A 14,497-nucleotide genomic window follows, 5' to 3' on the forward strand; every position below is an offset into this window, starting at 1 on the left:
ACCTTTTTCTAATCTACATATTTTCCATGGGCTGGTTTTGCCAGCTCGTCAAAGTTTTCGGCAAGATTATTTAGTTCCTCTGTAAGCTTTGGTCCGTTCATTGGAACTCCGTGTCCTGTTGCAGCTACACATGGCTGAAGGGCAGCTAATGCTTGAACCGATTTCTTCGCCAGCTGCCAGTCCGTCGTGAAATATTTAGGCGGCCCGTTCATTTCTTGTTTTTGCGTCAAGACTTTATAGAGCGATTCTTGTTCTACTGTTATAAAAGCATCTCCTGCAACCAGTACCCTGTCACTTTCTCTAAAAAATGAAACATGTCCTGGGGTGTGACCCGGTGTGTGAATCCACCTCCACCCGGTAAGTCCAGGAATGGTTCCATCCTCAGGAAGAGATTGAATATGATCCCTTAGATCAATCCCTTGATTCGGAAACATAGGAGAAAGTTTCGTGACCAAACCGCCATTTACAGAAGGATCTGGTTCTGGATAGTCTTTTTGCCCATTTAAATATGGAATCTCTTCATGGTGTGCATAAACCGGAACACCCCACTTTTCAGCTAGATCGTTTACCGCTCCTACATGATCGAAGTGACCGTGAGTCAAAAGGATTGCTTTTGGCGGATGATTAAACCATTTCTCAGCCCATTCACAGATCATATCTCCGGATTTGGGCATTCCTGTGTCCACTAAATAATATGTATTGGAATCTTCGGTACACTGGATGAAATAGACGTTCACGATCTTGGTTGTTAGTACATAAACTCCTGGTGCAATTTGGTCGCCAGTGTTATTCGCAACACTCGTCATCGGTAAAAATTCATGATTCATATCTTTCTTTTCTGATTGATGTTCCATATTATCAACCCCTTATGGCTCTTAAGTATCTACTTTAAGTGTTTGGTTTCATTGTTCCACGCCGCAATAAAAATATGTGACACATCAAAAACAAGACCACCCTATGGCAGCCTTGTCTCTTTGGGCATTCTATGAAAATAACTTCCGGATAGATTGAGATTGGTTAACGGTTTCACTTTTCACATCGACGTTTAGTTTGCGGATATTATCGCAATAAATATGAAGTCTTTTTGCTTTGTCAGCGTTGAGATAAGAGGCGTAGTTATCCAGCTTATCTACTTCGCGGAGTACGTCTTCTTTTGTGTCTGCTTTCTCAATCCTGCTGCAGCACGAGCTGATTTGATCATAAACAGACATGCTATCCACCTCCTTTATGGTTTGTATCAATATTCCCTTCCCACTTTTTTTAAAACTAAGACCATTGGACTGAAATTCGCATATCATCTTTCCAATATGGAAACTTTATTCTTATCATTCGCTGAACGGAAGAAGGGATTTTTGTGCGATTCGGGTGCCATGTCAGTATTAGAAACGGTTATATTGGAGCTGCAAAACATGCTTTTTCTTTAGGGGCCCGCGCATATCAATACTTCCCAAAGAATCCGCGCAGTCTGTCTGTGAAAGATTTTAATAGAGGGGACGCAGCCAGCTGTAAAGCATTCTGTCTGGAAAATGATCTAATTTCTGTGGCTCATACTCCCTACCCGACCAGTCTTACTCCTTCTGACGATAAAAAAGAGATGACGATTCACTCTTTGCAGAATGATTTAGAGATTGCTGAAGCGTGCGGATCAGCAGGAGTTGTCGTTCATTTCGGCAGTCCGATTCCTGGTGAGGATCCGCTTGCAAGCTATCAGCTGATGATACACATGCTGAATGCTGTTCTTACGGATTGGAACGGAGGTTGTAAAATTTTATTAGAAAATATTGCGGGACGGCCGGGTTCGATGGGTATAACCTTAGAGGAGCTTGTCCAAGTTAGGAACCTGTGTAAGTATCCTGATAAAATCGGCTTTTGTCTGGATACATGCCATGCTTTTGCAAGCGGTTTGTGGAATGGTGATAACTGGGATAAGGTTGAGGAAAAAGGTACGGAGTTAGGTTACTTTGAACATTTGTTCGCTGTCCATTTAAATAATTCGCGGTATGCTTCCGGTGAAGGAAAAGACCGTCATGCGAATATTTTTCACAATGGTCATATTTCAGAGAAGCAGTTTTCTAAGCTCGTTCTTTCTCGTATAATGAAAGATGTTCCGTTTATTTTGGAGACTCCGTCTGAATACGGGATTACACATCGGGAAGAGATTAAAGAGTTGTATGAGAAGTGGGGTACATAAAATGTTAAGAGATTTTTTGGACTTCTTTTTACGGTTAAATTCTCCTCGTATGTTCATTGGATTGGATACTAAAACAATCGACCGGCATATTCAAGAGCTGAACGAACATAGATGGTTTAGCAAAATATATGAAGACGCAAACTATCGAAAGCTATTTTTCACCAATGTTCATGTGCGTCGTTATTTAGAAAGTAAACGGCGTGTTAGTAAACTGATCAATAATCCTTACGCTCGTGAAAAATTTATTATCTTCCTAGAAAAACAAAGAAAACGATAAACATTTTCATTAAAAAAACGGCAAGAACTCTATTGATAATAGAGTAAGCCGTTTTTTTTTTTAACATCTGTTCCTTTAAATTCCCACTTCATCACAAACTCAAAGCCGGCAGCGTTTTCCCCGTTTCGAGGAATGTCTTTAAGTTGCTTAATATCGCTGGCCAGCCATTGTTAACACCTTCGAAAGTACCTTCTTTTTCAACAAAGTCTATCTTCACAAGGTTTTCATGGATCACTGTGAGTTTTACCGTAGAGTCCATATGTTGCAGCTTAAAAGTCACCACTGTCGGGCTTTCGCGGGGAGTGTCATCATTTTTACTTGTCCATGTAAATGAAAGTACGTGAGCCGGATCATATTTTAATACACTGCCCTCATCCGTAACCTCTCCATTACGGGAGTATGTAACACTTGATCCTTCTTCCCAGTTTGATTCTACTCTTGTTCCAAAAAAGTATTGTTCCGAAATATCCCCTTCAGTTAATGCCTCCCATACTTTTTCGGGCGTTGCCCCGATATATGTGACATATACATACTTTGATTCCATTATGATGTTCCTCCTTTTTTAATGCACGCCTTTCTTCGGATCCCAGTTTCCATTGGTTTTACGAATCTCTACAATTTGACCAATATGGTAAGCGTTATGGATATTGATATTTGCAAGAACCGAGTACCAAGGGTCATGCCTGTCCTCATGTGCAGACCGTTCAAACACATCATCATCTTCTGCATCTTTTACAGCATTTGCCCACTCTTTCAGTATCCGATAAAGCTGGGTTTTCATTTCTTCCCAGTCCTGATTGTTTTCGCTATGAAATGTCTCATCATTGCTTTCAATCTTTTTTGAAGTCGGATTTCCCTTAAACCTGCTCAAATAACGCTCGTTCCAAAAGATTAAGTGATTTACAATCTCCCAAATTGAGTTGCTGATACCATTTTTCTCGTTCGCCTGCTCCGACGTCAATCCATCCAGGGCCCGTTCAACTGGGACAAACCAGTTCGGCTCATTATGATTGGCTGCCATCTGCCTTAACAGAATTGTTTTCTGATCCATGAAAAAACCTCCTGTACAAAATGATCATCAGGTATCATTTCTTCATACTAACTGGAACTCCTTTAATTCGACTTCTTTCCCTACTTTTTTCCGATCGTAACCTTAAGAATAATCGGGCACTCTCTTGGTAAAAATACCAAAAAACCTGTACGGGAGTTTTGCTGATGGTATTTAAGAAAAGGGCGCTCAAGAAACTGGTAAAAGATAAGAATGAAACTGATGCCCCGACGCAACTTGAGAATCCAAAAAATGAAGATCCGCCTGAGGATGCTTTGTCCACCGAACTGAACCAGAACGTACAGTATCTTCAACAAACGTTCGGTAACAGTTCCGACCTCTCATTTTCAGATTTTGAGCTAGGTAATAAAAAAGCAGTTTTGATCTACATAAATGGGCTTGTAGATAAGATGATTATCAGTCACTTTTTTGAGAACATCGGTCGATCTGAGCATTTGATTAAACACTCGGAGTTTTTAACAGAGACACTAGAAGCTTCTGATTTTATGAAACAGTTTTTTGCACCTGCAAACAAAGTAAAAGAAGTTCAACTTTACAAAGAGGTCATTTCAGCCATACTCTCGGGAAACGCTGTTTTGCTAGTGGATTCAATTTCAAATGCTCTCGTAATTAACGCGAAAGGCTGGAGAGATCGGGATGTTTCAGAGTCAGCAACAGAAAATGTAGTTCGTGGTCCGAAAGAAGCTTTTACTGAAAATATTCAGACCAATACGGCGTTAGTCAGAAGGAAAATCAAAGATCCGAGATTGTGGGTGGAGAAGAAAGAGATCGGAAACATTACTCAAACAAGTATATCCGTCATGTACATTCATAGCATCGCTAACGACAAAATTGTTAAAGAAGTACATGAACGCCTCGATAAGATCGACATTGATGGCATTTTAGAGAGCAACTATATTGAAGAATTTATTCAAGACGAAGTATATACACCTTTTCCTACTGTTTTTAATACGGAACGACCCGATGTGGTTGCTGCTGCTCTCTTGGAAGGACGCATCGCGATCTTTATCGATGGAACACCTTTTGTTTTATTGGTTCCGGCTTTGTTTACGCATTTCTTTCAGGCAGCAGAAGATTATTATCAGCGCTGGGATATCTCTACCCTGTTAAGATTGCTTCGTGTTACAGCTTATTTTATTTCATTGCTTGGTCCTTCAGTTTATATCGCGATCATTAACTTTCACCAGGAGATGCTTCCGACACCTCTCTTGATTAGCCTTGCAGCACAAAGGGAAGGCGTTCCATTCCCTGCCTTAATTGAGGCTTTGATCATGGAAGTCACCCTTGAAATTTTGCGGGAAGCTGGACTTCGGCTCCCAAAAGCAATCGGTCAGACGGTTTCCATTGTTGGTGCTTTAGTTATCGGACAAGCTGCCGTTGAAGCTGGAATCATATCAGCTGCAATGGTTATCGTCGTTTCCATAACTGCAATCTCTAACTTTATTCTGCCTGCTTATAATATGGGAATTGCTGTCCGTATTTTAAGATTTTTATTTATGTTCCTTGCGGGATCTTTCGGGCTTTATGGCATTGCAGCCGGAATATTTGCATTGTCACTGCACCTTTGCAGTCTAAGATCTTTTGGGATTCCTTACATGGAGCCGCTTGCCCCATATATCGGATCAGATATGAAAGATACATTATGGAGAAAGCCAAGGTGGAAATTAGTAACACGTCCACGATTAATTAATCAAACGAATGTCGTTAGAGAAACTGTGTCACCAAAAAATAAGTAGAAGGGAGCATGAAGGGTGAAACTTACAAGAAAATGTCTGATTCCGGTTTGTGCCCTCATGCTTATTCTGACGGGCTGCTGGAACAATAGGGAAATTGAAGACATAGGAATTGCAGTTGCGATGGGCATCGATAAAGTGGACAACCAATATGTTGTGACGGTTCAGCTCGTAAATCCATCGTCAATCTCTGCAAGAACGGGTGATTCATCCAGAGCGCCAATTGTAACCTATCAGGAAAAAGGCAAAACAATTTTTGATGCCATAAGACGGCTTACGAAAACAGCTCCAAGAAAAACTTTTTATCCTCACTTAAAGATGTTAGTAATAGGTGAAAAACTTGCGCGTGAAGGTTTTGCAAACTCACTTGACCTGCTTGCACGCGATCCTGAGTTTCGTTCAGATTTTTATGTAGTGGTAGCGAAAGATCATAGAGCGGATCAAGTATTAAATGTTCTAGTTCCGGTAGAAAAAATCGCAGCACAAAACATGTATTCGAAGCTAAAAACTTCAGCAGATGTATTTGCTCCAACCCTAGCTCTTACTTTTGGAGACTTGCTTCATGACCTCACAAGTCCGGGAAAACAGCCCGTGATTACAGGCATTCAGCTTACTGGAGATCCTCTTGAGGGGGAAAAGATGGAGAACCTACAGAGAGTAAACCCGAAAGTCCGCTTAAAATACACGAACATAGCTGTGTTTAAGGTTGATAAATTAAAAGGCTGGCTGAATGAAAAAGAAAGTAAAGGTTACAATTACATACAGAATCAGGTAAAAAGTACGATCGTAACCGTACCGTGTTTTACGAACAAAAAAGAAAATTTATCAGTCGAGCTAATTGATTCAGATACAAAACTGAAAACCAATTCTATGAATAGCTATCCTGAAATGAGTGTTTCTGTTAAGACAGACGCAAATATTGCAGAGGTTGGATGTTCAATTGATCTAACAAAGCAAGAAACAATAAATAAAATTGAGAAGTTAGTTGAAAAAGATATCAACTCAAAGATCAGATCTGCTATTAAAACTGCTCAGCAAAAGTACAAACTAGACTTCCTAGGATTCGGAGAAGTTGTACACCGTTCTGAACCAAAGTATTGGAAACGTGTAAAAAAAGACTGGGATAAAGAATTTGTTAACATTCCTATAAATAGTGAAGTGCGTGTTCACATTCATAAGCTAGGAAAAAGAAGCAACTCTTATATTAATGAGTTGAAGGAGTAACAACATGGTTTACACAATCATTTCATTTCTGATCATTGGAGCTATCCTTCTTATTGATAAACGTAAATTAAAAAAGTACAAAAATTCCAGAAAAGATCTATGGGTGTACTTTGGGATTCTAGGGTTCGGTTCTGTTTTATTGCTTATCCACAGTTCAGGTAGAACTCTCCCTACACCTCTTTATTGGATTTCCGCGGTCTTAAAGCCGATTATTAGCATTTTTTAAAGAAAGGATGGGTGGTTATCATGCTTGAAAATGGCAAAATAAGTGTGCGTCAGTTTACGGTATTAGTAGCTCTATATACGGTAGGCACTGCGATTTTAATCATCCCTTCCATTCTTGCTGCAAAAGCGATGCAGGACATTTGGATTGCTGGTTTGATCGGTCTCGGTTCCGGGTTAGGGTTGGTATTTTTTTATTGGAAAATATCTGAACGCTTTCAGTTTATGAATCTTGTTGAAATTCTCGAAAAATGCTTCGGAAAATGGATTGGAAAGGCTGTTGCATTTTCTTATTTCACCTTCTATATTTTCATATTATCCACGTTTGTTCTGCGGGATATCGGCGACTTCATGCTGACTGTTATGATGGTAGAAACACCTATAGAAGCCATACATATTATCTTTTTAGCCGTCGTACTTTATGGAGTCAAGCTCGGTCTAGAAGCTTTTACAAGAACGACTGAACTGTTTCTTCCCTGGATTGTGATATTGTTCGTTGTATTATTCATAACACTCCTTCCGCAAATCGAGTTTACTAACATACTGCCTATAATGGAAAACGGCATCCAGCCTGTTCTAAGATCATCACTCTCATTTATCGTATTTCCTTTTCTGGAATTGGTGGTCTTTCTGATGATTATTCCTTATGTGAATGAGCCGAAAAAGACGAAAAAAGCCTTTCTGCTCGGTACTGCGCTTGGCGGCGGCCTACTTATTTTGATCGCTACGCTTTCTATTCTCGTAATCGGTGTCAATGAAACAGCACGAAGCATCTATCCAACGTATGATTTATCCAAAACGATCAACATCCGGGAGTTTTTCCAGCGGGTAGAAGCCTTTATGGCTCTGATCTGGTTCATTACCGTTTTTGTTAAACTAGTCGTTCTGACTTATGCGTTATGCTTAGGAATGGCTTCTGTGTTTAATGTTCAGGATTATAAACTTTTAACGTTACCGATCGGACTTTTGTTATATATCGTATCTCTTGTTATTTTTCCAAGCTCAACTTATCTTATTGAGTTCACACCGATCTATGATTTTTATGCGGTGCTATGGATGCTCATGCCCGTGTTCATTTGGCTCGTTTCACTAGTACGAGGTAAACCTGTGTAAAAGAAAGGTGTTTCCTTAAACTTTGATGTTTTTGAAAGTAGTTGACTTCCGTTCCACGCGCTCCCTTTCCGCGGGGCGTGCGGTGAGCCTCCTTGCGCTTTGCGCCTTAAGGAGTCTCACCTGTCACACTCGTCCCGCAGGATAAGGAAGGCTTCGACAGCGTTGCATCGCACGAAGAAAATGTGATTTTCATTTTCGAGGAGTCTCGCACCTTGCACTCCAATCAACTTATCAATGAAGTGGAAAAAAGTGATCATAAGTAACACTCTTTTAAAACAGAGCCAAAAGAAAAAAGAGCTTTAATTGCAAGCTCTTTTTTCGTGTATTTAAATTCCTTGCTTTATTCCGAGCTGAGACAGCAGCACTCGGCGGCCTTCTTGACTTGAGATCAACGCAGCTTCATTAATTGCAGTGAGGATTAGAACGTCTTCTTTCGTAATCGATGGTTTCTTATCATTCTGGATAGCTTGCACCCATTGCTCCATCGCTGAAGGAATCGGATGTGGCAACTCTTCTGGCGTTACCCAATCTTCGGTGCCAAGATGTTTACTCTTTATTCGAACATTGTGCCCCTCGATCATGAGTGTTCCTTCCGTTCCATAAAGCTCTAGCTGTTGCGGACTTCCGTATGATAGAAAGCCAGTTTCGATCATCCCCATAGCACCTGATTCATACTCGACCATCACGACCGCGTTATCATCTACCCCGAGATCATAAAAGTGGTTCAGTTTCCCGCTCAATGCTTTTACTTTTCCGCCTAACCGATTTGTTAAGTAGATCGGGTGAGCACCAAGGTCGATCAACGCACCGCCACCGCACTCCTCTTTATTATAAAAGTGCTCCGGCAGCCAGCCCTTCGGATTTTCTTTTGAAGGAACTGAACCATTATGTGCTACCCGGCATCTGATGTATGTAATGTCTCCGAGCCAGCCTTTGTCAACGGCTTCTTGCGCATATAAATAAAAACTCTCTGTCAGCCTTGGGAGATTGACCATCAGCTGAACGTTGTTTTTTTCAACAGCATTATAAATTACTTCACACTCATCCACCGTGAAACCTAGCACTTTTTCCGTGAAAATATGTTTTCCATGGTTGGCGGCAGCAATGATGATATCCTTATGACGGTTTGTAGCTGTTGTTACAATCACTCCATCAATTTCAGGATTCGATAAGACGTCATCTAGGTTCGGCTCAAAAGGAACATTTAATTTACTTGCCCATTCTGCTCCACGTTCATGATTTTCATCCCAGACCATTTTAATAGAGATCGATTCATTTTCGTGCGCTTCACGTGCATAATCTATCGCGTGCACATGCCATTTGCTGAGTAGAGCTACGTTCATTGATCATCACTCCTCAAAATTTGAATTTTATTTCATTATACATAAACACGTTGGGAAGTTTTATTATTTTGCTATTTCGTCAAAGCTAGTTTAAATAGTGGAAGCCTTTGGAGAATTTTCCGATTATCCATACAAACTTTTGGGATGCATTGATCGCCGTACCTTTAGCAGAATGGTTTCGTGGGATTTAATAGCTTTAACGTGAGATTTTTCAAAATAACGTGTGATTATTTCAAATAACGTGCGATTCCGAAATAATCATTTCGAAATGTCCTTTAAGCGAGGACATTTCAATAATTTGTTCGCCTGATGTTAACAACTAATGAGGACTCTTATTTTATTTAACGATTTTGTCTAAAAAAAATAAAGCTGACCCCAATCGGTCAGCTTTTCCCAACAATAATCCGTCCTTCACTTAAAGCTCCTTCGCTTTAAACGTATCTCCACCCTCGATCGTTCCATTTTTGAATCCTTTATGGAACCATCGCTTCCGCTGTTCGGATGTACCATGTGTAAAACTTTCCGGAACGACGTAGCCTTGATGTTTCTTTTGAAGGGTATCATCACCTACAGCACTCGCCGCGGTCAGTGCTTCTTCCAGATCTCCTTCTTCAAGCACATTCATATCCTGCGCATGATTCGCCCAGACACCTGCGTAGTAATCTGCCTGAAGTTCGAACCTAACCTGGTACCTGTTAAAAGCTTCTTTACTGAGTTTTGAGCGCATATCCTGGAGCTCTTGGGATTTTCCTAAAAGTGTCTGAACATGGTGTCCTACTTCATGGGCAATAACATAAGCCATTGCAAAATCACCAGGTGCTTCATACTTACTTTGGAGTTCCTGATAAAAACTAAGGTCTATGTAGAGCTTTTGGTCACCTGGGCAATAAAAAGGGCCCACAGATGAACCTGCTGCTCCGCAGGCTGACTGGACACTGCCAGAATATAAGACAAGCTTTGGTTCTTTGTAGGTCATGCCTTCTTCACGGAAGACATCAGTCCAGACGTCTTCCGTGTCCGCTAGAACGACAGAAACGAACTGAGCATCTTCTTTTTCTTTTTCAGTTTCTTCATAAGGAACATTTTCCTCTGTTCCGGTGATTCCACCTAGAAGATCACCGGGATTTCCACCTAATAAAGTTATGATTAAGACGATGATAAGACCGCCGACTCCGCCTCCAACAGCTAGTCCTTTACCACCCATCCCTCTCCTATCTTCAACGTTTGTACTTCCGCGTCTGCCTCGCCATTTCATCTTGTATCCTCCTCATTCATATCAAACTTTATTTTAATAGTTTGTTTACCCCAAGTTTTATATAATTAGACGAGTCTATTTTTTTATTAAGCTTTTTATAATTAAAGAGGATGAAGTGCATTTGAATGGTTAATAAAAACAAAAGCATCATACCGATTTGAAAGACTTGTTGGAACATAGTTGCCAAGATGCTCAAATTGAGGATTGTACACGACTCCGATGGCTCTATGTCCTCTTACTTCTTGCAGTTTTTCGTGATGCTGTTTCAGCATTACGATCTGGTCATGTGCACCTGCAGCATAAAAAACCCCTTCCCAAGTGTCTGGTGGTGCTGGCGGTACTATAATTTTTTTATAAGGTTCCCCCCATTTATCTCCTGCAATCACGGTACCTCTATGAGTACCAAAACCTACTGCAAATACATCCTCTGGCGCATGGTTTTCACGAATTAATTGACCTACGTTCACCATGCCCTCATCAGCCATATCAGTAGCCCGTGCATCACCGATATGTGTGTTGTGTTCCCAAATGATTACCTTTGCGTCACTGCCATGAAAGTCCATCAGTCGTTCCACTGCTTCTGCCATGTGTCGATCTCTGATGTTCCATGTTTCTGTATCTCCTTTCACCATAGATCGGTAATAATGTTCAGCGTGTGCAGCAACCAGTGCATTAAGTTCCAAGCTAAGACCGCCCTCAGGATCCTCATCGTATAAATCCCGATTCGTCTGAATTTCAACAAGAAGCTTGATCACTTCATCCTCACAGCTTTCAGAAAGATAACCCGCCGACATTGCGTAAGTTTGTTCATCTTTTTCAAACGGCTGAAAACAAGAAAAAGCTTTTTTGGCAGACTCAACCCTTTCGGAGTCATGCTTTTCCAGATATCGTATAATCTCTTCCATTGATTCAAAAAGGCTATACATATCAATACCGAAAAAACCGACCTTTTTTTGCCTCGACTGCTGATCATTATGTTTTTTCAGCCAAGTTGTAAAATCAAGAATTTCTTTGTTTGCCCACATCCAAGACGGCCAGCGCGTAAAACTGTGTTTTAATAGAAAGTCCAACTGAGGCTGATTTGCGTAGTAGCCCTTTATGTAACGATTTATCCGATAACATGAGGGCCAGTCTCCTTCCACAGCAATAAACGAAAAGCCTTTTTCTTGGATTAGCTTTTTAGAAAGTTCAGCACGTATAGTGTAAAATTCAGACGTTCCATGCGATGCTTCTCCCAATAGAACATACCGCGAGTCGCCAATCTCACTTACAATGGCATCCAGATCTATGTGGTTATTTAACCGGACCATATGCTTCCTTAGATAATCGGACAACGTTTTTTCCATCTTTCCACCCGCTTTCTACCTGTACTATAACCAGCTATGTTTCTTCTTAAACAGAAACGAAAAAACAGAGTGCTTATCGCACTCTGTTTAACTTTAAGCTATTCAGTCTTTCCTTCATATGCGTCCATTCCGCCAGCCATGTTGATCACTTTAAAACCATGGCTATCCAGCAGCTGGCATGCGCGGCCGCTTCTGCCGCCAGAACGGCATACCATCACATATTCTTTTGATTTATCTAATTCGTGCATACGAAATTCTAACAATCCAAGAGGAATATGAGTGATTCCAGGAATTTTACGCGCCTTACCTTCATCGACTTCACGTACATCAATGATATTTAACACTTGTCCTTCATTCAACTTCGCTTCCACTTCTTTAGCTGTTAATTGCTTCATCATGTTTTCCTCCTCTTTATCTCCAGGCACTGACTCCGCCTTTTACGTTTGTTACATTTTTGAAACCTGACTTTACTAGGATCTTGCTCGCCTTTTGGCTTCTCATACCGCTTTGACAGATCACTACTACTTCCTTGTCCTTTGAAAGTTTATCTGTTTTTTGAGCTAATTGGTGCAGCGGCATATTCTTAAAACCAGGAATATGATACCCGTTAAACTCCCCTTGTGTACGGACATCAATAAATTGTTTTTTCTTATCTTTTAGCTCCCCTTTTAGTTCTTGAGTTGAGATATTTTTCACACCTTTAGTCGGTATAAAACGTTGAGCGATAAACAAAATAATAAGACCAAAAAGAATGTAATTCAGGTATTCCATTTTGTTTTCCACCCTTCCTATGGTTAGTATCAAACTAACATTTTAATCTTTAGTTCTTAATCACACATCATATACCCTATGGGGTATATTGTCAAATCAAAAAAACGAAGAGAAACTTCTCTTCGCTCTGTTTTATATATTTTTATAATAAAGAATCGTCGTATCTAGTGTCCCTGTTTCAGACTGAGCAAAGTTTGGAATACGCCCCGCTTCTATGTAACCAATTGATTGGTAAAGAAGGTTAGACGGATCGCCCTCTCTCGTATCTAAAACCAGTAATGTTCTGCCTTCCTGTTTTGCCCGCTTTTCGATCTCTTTCATTAACTGACGGGCAATTCCTTTTTGACGATGTGATGGATGCGTCATCAGCTTTGCTACTTCTGCTCTGTGCGTGCCGTTTGGCTTTGTGCATAAGTGGAGCTGGACCGTTCCTGCAATTTCCCCTTCTATTTTTGCTGCTAAAAAAATAATTTCGGGTGCTGCACAGCTTCTCCAAAAAGCATCTGCATTTTCTTTTTTAAGCGGCGGCAAAAATCCGATTGAAGCTCCATCATGAACCACTTTTATTAAAAGGTCTGAAAGCTCCTCTACATGCTCATCTATATTACTGACATTAATGATCTCCACACCCATGCCCCTTTTTCTTTTTTCTATATTTTAATTTTATAAGGGGTAACCTTACAATCTTTTTGTAAGATTTTCTGACAACCATTTTTTTAAGAGAGTTCTCATGTCTTGTCCCTTTTCTTCCTATTCGTTATGGTTGTAATAGAAGTTCTAGTCGGGAGTGTTTATTTTGATAAAAATCTTACTCGTTGGTGCTGGAGAATCTCATCAGTCAATTCTCGAGCATGTTAAAAAGGAAAAAACAAATGATTTAGAAGTTACCATGATATCTTCTTCAAAATCAGCTGAAACATACAAACGATGTGAAGAAGCTGCCGTAACTTTTAAAGAAGATACGGTGATCTCATTTGATCCCCTGCAAAAAATGCTGCTCAGCTTTTCAGGTGAAATCTATCGTTTTGATGTCATTTCATTTGATATCGATACGAAATATTCCCTCTTTAAGCAAGCCTTGGTGCCGGTGGATTCAGTTGACCGTATGCTTGTTGACGATACATTGCAAAATACAGAATTTCCGTTTATTTTTGGTGCAGGTGAATGTGTTTCAATAAATCAGTGTACGACTAATGGTTCAACTGAACAAAGTGATCTCTTATGGGTTAATATTAAACGTTACATCAATGGCCAAAAGCTAAAGTCATTAAACCAAGAATCAAAGTTTGCTCTTTCACATTGGTTCGGCGGTTTGTTTATAAGATAATGAAAAAAACATCACTCATATCAGTGATGTTTTACTAGTTCCTATTTTTTTACAAGCCCAGATTCGAGCAGGTTCCAAACTTGCTCGAACTCATTTTTAATAGAAGGAGTTTCCCATTCCTTCGCAAGCGCCGGATGGTGAAAACGAGCGGTAGCATAAAAAATGGCAGAAGCTTGCTGACGTGCTTCACCCTTCTGGAACTCACCAGTTTGAATGCCTTGTTCCACAATCTTCGTGAGCTGGGAGATAAGTTCGTTAATATGCTTTCCGATGCTTTCCACTGATTCCTCAGCAAGTGCATTATACATCGCAAATAGTTCTGGATCTTCAGATGCTTTTGACTGTTTAATGTCAATCAGCTTTTCCACCCACATGCGTGTTTTTTCAAGCGAACTGCCGTCTTTTTGAATAATCGCAGCTAGCGGTGCAGATACTTCATGCAGCCAGCGTTCAGCCACTGCCTCTTTTAACGCAGCCTTGCTGGGAAAATGCCGGTACAGTGTTCCGTGACTGACACCTATTGCCCGGGCTACATCCACGACAGATGTTTTTTCAAGCCCGAACCGGCGAAGTACTTGTTCGGTTGTATCTAAAATTTGTTCCCTCGTTAAAGGTCCTGCCATTCT

The 14,497-nt window shown here is 40.5% G+C and carries 18 protein-coding genes; 7 read left to right on the top strand and 11 right to left on the bottom strand.

Annotation, left to right across the window (positions count from 1 at the left end):
- Window positions 1-8: 8 nt before the first annotated feature.
- Together ACFW35_RS13975 and ACFW35_RS13980 are read right to left on the bottom strand one after the other, a co-directional pair.
- On the bottom strand, window positions 9-854 hold the full coding sequence (locus tag ACFW35_RS13975; RefSeq protein ID WP_379846542.1) for an MBL fold metallo-hydrolase: 846 nt from the start codon (window positions 852-854) through the stop codon (window positions 9-11).
- A gap of 129 nt (window positions 855-983) precedes the next feature.
- Window positions 984-1,211, bottom strand: a complete 228-nt coding sequence (locus ACFW35_RS13980) for a hypothetical protein (RefSeq protein ID WP_379833033.1) — start codon at window positions 1,209-1,211, stop codon at window positions 984-986.
- A gap of 143 nt (window positions 1,212-1,354) precedes the next feature.
- Here ACFW35_RS13980 and ACFW35_RS13985 point away from each other — a divergent pair, with 143 nt between their 5' ends.
- Window positions 1,355-2,191: a deoxyribonuclease IV gene (locus tag ACFW35_RS13985; protein ID WP_379846543.1), complete on the top strand. Its 837-nt coding sequence runs from the start codon at window positions 1,355-1,357 to the stop codon at window positions 2,189-2,191.
- Window position 2,192: 1 nt separating this feature from the next.
- Window positions 2,193-2,468, top strand: coding sequence for a hypothetical protein (locus ACFW35_RS13990; RefSeq protein ID WP_379846545.1), 276 nt, complete (start codon window positions 2,193-2,195; stop codon window positions 2,466-2,468).
- Window positions 2,469-2,559: 91 nt separating this feature from the next.
- Here the strand turns inward: ACFW35_RS13990 and ACFW35_RS13995 are convergent, their stop codons facing one another.
- Window positions 2,560-3,012: an SRPBCC family protein gene (locus ACFW35_RS13995; protein WP_379846546.1), complete on the bottom strand. Its 453-nt coding sequence runs from the start codon at window positions 3,010-3,012 to the stop codon at window positions 2,560-2,562.
- Between the two features lie 18 nt (window positions 3,013-3,030).
- Window positions 3,031-3,519 carry a DinB family protein gene (locus ACFW35_RS14000; RefSeq protein WP_379846548.1) on the bottom strand — a complete coding sequence of 163 codons (489 nt, stop codon included), beginning with the start codon at window positions 3,517-3,519 and terminating at the stop codon, window positions 3,031-3,033.
- 164 nt (window positions 3,520-3,683) lie between these two features.
- Between ACFW35_RS14000 and ACFW35_RS14005 the strand changes: the two genes are divergently transcribed.
- Genes ACFW35_RS14005 through ACFW35_RS14020 form a run of 4 tightly spaced genes read left to right on the top strand, consistent with a single transcriptional unit; the run spans window position 3,684 to window position 7,829 of the window.
- A complete protein-coding gene (locus tag ACFW35_RS14005) occupies window positions 3,684-5,273 on the top strand; it encodes a spore germination protein (protein ID WP_379846549.1) in 1,590 nt (529 codons plus the stop codon).
- Between the two features lie 15 nt (window positions 5,274-5,288).
- Window positions 5,289-6,494 (top strand): Ger(x)C family spore germination protein, encoded by a 1,206-nt coding sequence (locus ACFW35_RS14010; RefSeq protein WP_379846551.1) that lies wholly within the window; start codon window positions 5,289-5,291, stop codon window positions 6,492-6,494.
- A 4-nt stretch (window positions 6,495-6,498) separates the two neighbouring features.
- Window positions 6,499-6,720: a hypothetical protein gene (locus tag ACFW35_RS14015; protein ID WP_379846552.1), complete on the top strand. Its 222-nt coding sequence runs from the start codon at window positions 6,499-6,501 to the stop codon at window positions 6,718-6,720.
- Window positions 6,721-6,740: 20 nt separating this feature from the next.
- On the top strand, window positions 6,741-7,829 hold the full coding sequence (locus ACFW35_RS14020) for a GerAB/ArcD/ProY family transporter (protein ID WP_379846554.1): 1,089 nt from the start codon (window positions 6,741-6,743) through the stop codon (window positions 7,827-7,829).
- Window positions 7,830-8,155: 326 nt separating this feature from the next.
- Here the strand turns inward: ACFW35_RS14020 and ACFW35_RS14025 are convergent, their stop codons facing one another.
- From ACFW35_RS14025 to ACFW35_RS14050, 6 genes are all read right to left on the bottom strand, one after another.
- A complete protein-coding gene (locus tag ACFW35_RS14025) occupies window positions 8,156-9,172 on the bottom strand; it encodes a Gfo/Idh/MocA family protein (RefSeq protein ID WP_379846555.1) in 1,017 nt (338 codons plus the stop codon).
- Window positions 9,173-9,587: 415 nt separating this feature from the next.
- A complete protein-coding gene (ypfJ, locus tag ACFW35_RS14030; protein ID WP_379846557.1) occupies window positions 9,588-10,427 on the bottom strand; it encodes a KPN_02809 family neutral zinc metallopeptidase in 840 nt (279 codons plus the stop codon).
- Between the two features lie 101 nt (window positions 10,428-10,528).
- Window positions 10,529-11,773, bottom strand: a complete 1,245-nt coding sequence (locus ACFW35_RS14035; RefSeq protein ID WP_379846558.1) for an erythromycin esterase family protein — start codon at window positions 11,771-11,773, stop codon at window positions 10,529-10,531.
- 98 nt (window positions 11,774-11,871) lie between these two features.
- Complete coding sequence (locus ACFW35_RS14040; RefSeq protein WP_379847513.1) at window positions 11,872-12,168, bottom strand: rhodanese-like domain-containing protein; 297 nt, start codon at window positions 12,166-12,168, stop codon at window positions 11,872-11,874.
- A gap of 16 nt (window positions 12,169-12,184) precedes the next feature.
- Window positions 12,185-12,544, bottom strand: coding sequence for a rhodanese-like domain-containing protein (locus ACFW35_RS14045; RefSeq protein WP_379846560.1), 360 nt, complete (start codon window positions 12,542-12,544; stop codon window positions 12,185-12,187).
- 132 nt (window positions 12,545-12,676) lie between these two features.
- On the bottom strand, window positions 12,677-13,177 hold the full coding sequence (locus tag ACFW35_RS14050) for a GNAT family N-acetyltransferase (RefSeq protein WP_379846561.1): 501 nt from the start codon (window positions 13,175-13,177) through the stop codon (window positions 12,677-12,679).
- A gap of 163 nt (window positions 13,178-13,340) precedes the next feature.
- On the opposite strand from ACFW35_RS14050, the gene ACFW35_RS14055 reads away from it, so the two are divergent.
- On the top strand, window positions 13,341-13,871 hold the full coding sequence (locus tag ACFW35_RS14055; RefSeq protein ID WP_379846562.1) for a hypothetical protein: 531 nt from the start codon (window positions 13,341-13,343) through the stop codon (window positions 13,869-13,871).
- Between the two features lie 41 nt (window positions 13,872-13,912).
- On the opposite strand, the gene ACFW35_RS14060 is transcribed toward ACFW35_RS14055, so the two are convergent.
- Entirely contained in the window at window positions 13,913-14,494 is a 582-nt protein-coding gene (locus ACFW35_RS14060; RefSeq protein ID WP_379846564.1) for a TetR family transcriptional regulator, read from the bottom strand.
- Between the last annotated feature and the right edge of the window lie 3 nt (window positions 14,495-14,497).

The organism is Fictibacillus sp. NPDC058756 (assembly GCF_042746035.1).
In the GTDB taxonomy this organism is placed as follows: domain Bacteria; phylum Bacillota; class Bacilli; order Bacillales; family Fictibacillaceae; genus Fictibacillus.

Coding starts and splice junctions, on each gene's coding strand:
- ACFW35_RS13975 (WP_379846542.1), bottom strand. CDS start 854: ATGGAACATCAATCAGAAAAGAAAGATATGAATCATGAATTTTTACCG.
- ACFW35_RS13980 (WP_379833033.1), bottom strand. CDS start 1,211: ATGTCTGTTTATGATCAAATCAGCTCGTGCTGCAGCAGGATTGAGAAA.
- ACFW35_RS13990 (WP_379846545.1), top strand. CDS start 2,193: ATGTTAAGAGATTTTTTGGACTTCTTTTTACGGTTAAATTCTCCTCGT.
- ACFW35_RS13995 (WP_379846546.1), bottom strand. CDS start 3,012: ATGGAATCAAAGTATGTATATGTCACATATATCGGGGCAACGCCCGAA.
- ACFW35_RS14000 (WP_379846548.1), bottom strand. CDS start 3,519: ATGGATCAGAAAACAATTCTGTTAAGGCAGATGGCAGCCAATCATAAT.
- ACFW35_RS14005 (WP_379846549.1), top strand. CDS start 3,684: ATGGTATTTAAGAAAAGGGCGCTCAAGAAACTGGTAAAAGATAAGAAT.
- ACFW35_RS14015 (WP_379846552.1), top strand. CDS start 6,499: ATGGTTTACACAATCATTTCATTTCTGATCATTGGAGCTATCCTTCTT.
- ACFW35_RS14020 (WP_379846554.1), top strand. CDS start 6,741: ATGCTTGAAAATGGCAAAATAAGTGTGCGTCAGTTTACGGTATTAGTA.
- ACFW35_RS14025 (WP_379846555.1), bottom strand. CDS start 9,172: ATGAACGTAGCTCTACTCAGCAAATGGCATGTGCACGCGATAGATTAT.
- ypfJ (WP_379846557.1), bottom strand. CDS start 10,427: ATGAAATGGCGAGGCAGACGCGGAAGTACAAACGTTGAAGATAGGAGA.
- ACFW35_RS14035 (WP_379846558.1), bottom strand. CDS start 11,773: ATGGAAAAAACGTTGTCCGATTATCTAAGGAAGCATATGGTCCGGTTA.
- ACFW35_RS14040 (WP_379847513.1), bottom strand. CDS start 12,168: ATGAAGCAATTAACAGCTAAAGAAGTGGAAGCGAAGTTGAATGAAGGA.
- ACFW35_RS14045 (WP_379846560.1), bottom strand. CDS start 12,544: ATGGAATACCTGAATTACATTCTTTTTGGTCTTATTATTTTGTTTATC.
- ACFW35_RS14050 (WP_379846561.1), bottom strand. CDS start 13,177: ATGGGTGTGGAGATCATTAATGTCAGTAATATAGATGAGCATGTAGAG.
- ACFW35_RS14060 (WP_379846564.1), bottom strand. CDS start 14,494: ATGGCAGGACCTTTAACGAGGGAACAAATTTTAGATACAACCGAACAA.